General features: G+C 43.7%; 2 protein-coding genes. One reads left to right on the top strand and one right to left on the bottom strand.

The genetic code is table 11. From position 1 onward, the window contains the following. Window positions 1-1,113, top strand: a 1,113-nt coding sequence (locus tag NHN17_RS25595) for an IS4 family transposase (protein WP_255045494.1), incomplete at its 5' end; no start/stop codon positions are given. Window positions 1,114-1,300: 187 nt separating this feature from the next. On the opposite strand, the gene NHN17_RS25590 is transcribed toward NHN17_RS25595, so the two are convergent. Next, window positions 1,301-2,314, bottom strand: a complete 1,014-nt coding sequence (locus tag NHN17_RS25590) for an IS110 family RNA-guided transposase (RefSeq protein ID WP_255045493.1) — start codon at window positions 2,312-2,314, stop codon at window positions 1,301-1,303. Window positions 2,315-2,393 lie beyond the last annotated feature (79 nt).

Below are 2,393 nucleotides of genomic sequence, written 5' to 3'. Positions count from 1 at the left end.
ACAAAAAGTGTACTTGACGGTTCAGACTTAACGCTGACTAAACTAGGTCGGAAACTGGAAACTAATACCACGGTAAAACATGCGATCAAACGCGTTGATAGACTGCTTGGAAATCGCCAACTACATCGTGAAAAAGACCTTATCTATAAATGGCATGCCTGCTTAATAACGGGCGCTAACCCATGCCCTGTGATCCTTGTTGATTGGTCTGATGTTCGTGAACAACTTCGTTATATGACGTTAAGAGCATCCGTTGCACTTGATGGTCGAGCCATCACAATCTTTGAACAAGTTTTTGAGTATGGCCAATACAATTCACCGAAAAGTCACCAAACATTCCTCGATAAATTGCAGAGTATTTTGCCGAATAAAATCAGTCCGATCATCGTTTCTGATGCGGGTTTTAGAAATACTTGGTTCCGCCAAGTTCAGGAGAAAGGTTGGTTTTGGTTAGGTCGTGTCCGAGGTGAAGTATCAATCAAACAGCCCCAAAAACCTTGGGTCTCAAATAAAACCTTTTATCCAAACGCTGTCCATAAACCCAAATATCTTGGCCACTGCTTATTAGCAAAGAGATCACCGATATCTTGTGAAGCCTATGTTTACAAGGGATTAGAAAAAGGCAGAAAAGCCCAGCGCCATAGCAGAACCAGCCAAAAACACTCCGCTACACATCTCTATCAACGCAGTGCAAAGGAGCCGTGGTTACTCGCTACCAATATCCCTAGACATATCTTAAATGAAGTACAAATTACTAACCTGTACGCCAAGCGCATGCAAATAGAAGAAGCTTTCCGCGATCTAAAGAGTACCGCCTATGGGATCGCACTTCGTCACAACAGAACTCGTTGTACTAAGCGATTGGATATCCTACTTCTTATTGCGTTGCTCGCTGAAATCTTGATGTGGTGGAATGGCCTCATTGCAGTACAAGCCAAGTGGCATTTTGACTTCCAAGCCAATAGCATTAAACACCGCCGAGTTCTATCCATACCTCGTCTAGGAAGAGAGGTACGAAATCATCGACGATATCAAATTAACGAATCCCAATATCAATGGGGAATGTTCGAATATCAAAGGCTCACACACAACGCAGGACTAGGGCAATTATGAGGGGATCCGTCAGTGTATTCGGAGTCCTTGTTGGGAGCACTAGCTTCCCAGCTCCACGATGATATCCGCGCCAGATTATCCTTAAAAAGCCCAAAGCATTAATTGCTATTTTTTGTGTCAGGTTCTTAATCTGGCCGATTGACCGTTTTTGTCATCACGTTCATTGGCGTTGCAAACTTGGTTATAGCTAAACAGCCTTAAAAGCTTGGCGGTGGTATAACACCGCCCAAGCTATCCTCACTAGCTTGTTGGCTAATGCGACTACCACTACATTAAATGGTTTGGTGGCTCGTAGGTTCACAAGCCACTCTCCAAACACTTTCCCTGTCGTCTCTAGTCTAGAGAGTACAGCCCTTGCCCCATGGATAAACAGAGTTCTGAGGTGTTTATTCCCTCGTTTACTCATACCAAGTAGCTTGGTCTTTCCTCCCGTTGAGAATTGCCTTGGCACAAGCCCCAACCAAGCCGCCATCTCACGGCCATTGGTAAAGTTACTCGGAGAGCTTACATCGGCAATACACAATGTGGAGGTAAGATCACCAATTCCAGGGATAGTTTTTAATAATTGAGCACTTTCGTTATTATTAACAATAGTTTGAAGCTTGTTATCTTGAGTTTTGATTTGTTCATTAAGGTACTTGTAATGTTCGTGAATAGATATCAATTCACATAGCAAGCTTTTTGGTAATGAGACGGTTTGTTCTGCTAACCATTGAAACAGAGACTTCATCTTTGCATGCCCTTTGGGAAAGCTAAGGCCGAACTCAAGTAAGATCGCGCCGATCCGCGACATAGTGGCGGTTCTCTCCTTGATATAACTATCTCTGACTCGATGAATCGCTGCGATGACTTGAGCCTCTTCACTTTTTACAGCTACAAACCTCATGGTCGGTCGACCCGCAGCCTCTGCGATCGCTGAAGCATCGATGAAATCGTTTTTATTGCCTTTGACATAAGGTTTAACATACTGAGGAGGAATAAGTCGGGGTTGATGTCCAAACTCACTACACTTTCGAGCAAGCCAATGAGCACCGCCACAAGCTTCGAAAGCAATGGTTGTTGATTCTATTTTACTAAGAAAGATTAAGAGTTGAGTGCGATTAAATTTACGACGCAGCACCTCCACGCCACAACGGTTATGTGCGATAGCATGGAAGCAATGTTTACCTAGGTCGATACCTAAAATATGAATAGAAGACATATGGTTCACCTCATTCTGAGAGCCTACTCTAAGCTTAAGGGCTTGAGAGTGAGGCGGACCATATAATTAAGCCTACTGC

Source organism: Photobacterium pectinilyticum (genome assembly GCF_024357955.1).
Lineage (GTDB): Bacteria > Pseudomonadota > Gammaproteobacteria > Enterobacterales > Vibrionaceae > Photobacterium > Photobacterium pectinilyticum.
The sequence above is the reverse complement of the archived record's forward strand: the minus strand, read 5'-3'. Positions and strand labels throughout refer to the sequence as shown.

Excerpts from the sequence above, each read along its gene's own strand:
- NHN17_RS25590 (WP_255045493.1), bottom strand. The coding sequence starts at position 2,314 with ATGTCTTCTATTCATATTTTAGGTATCGACCTAGGTAAACATTGCTTC.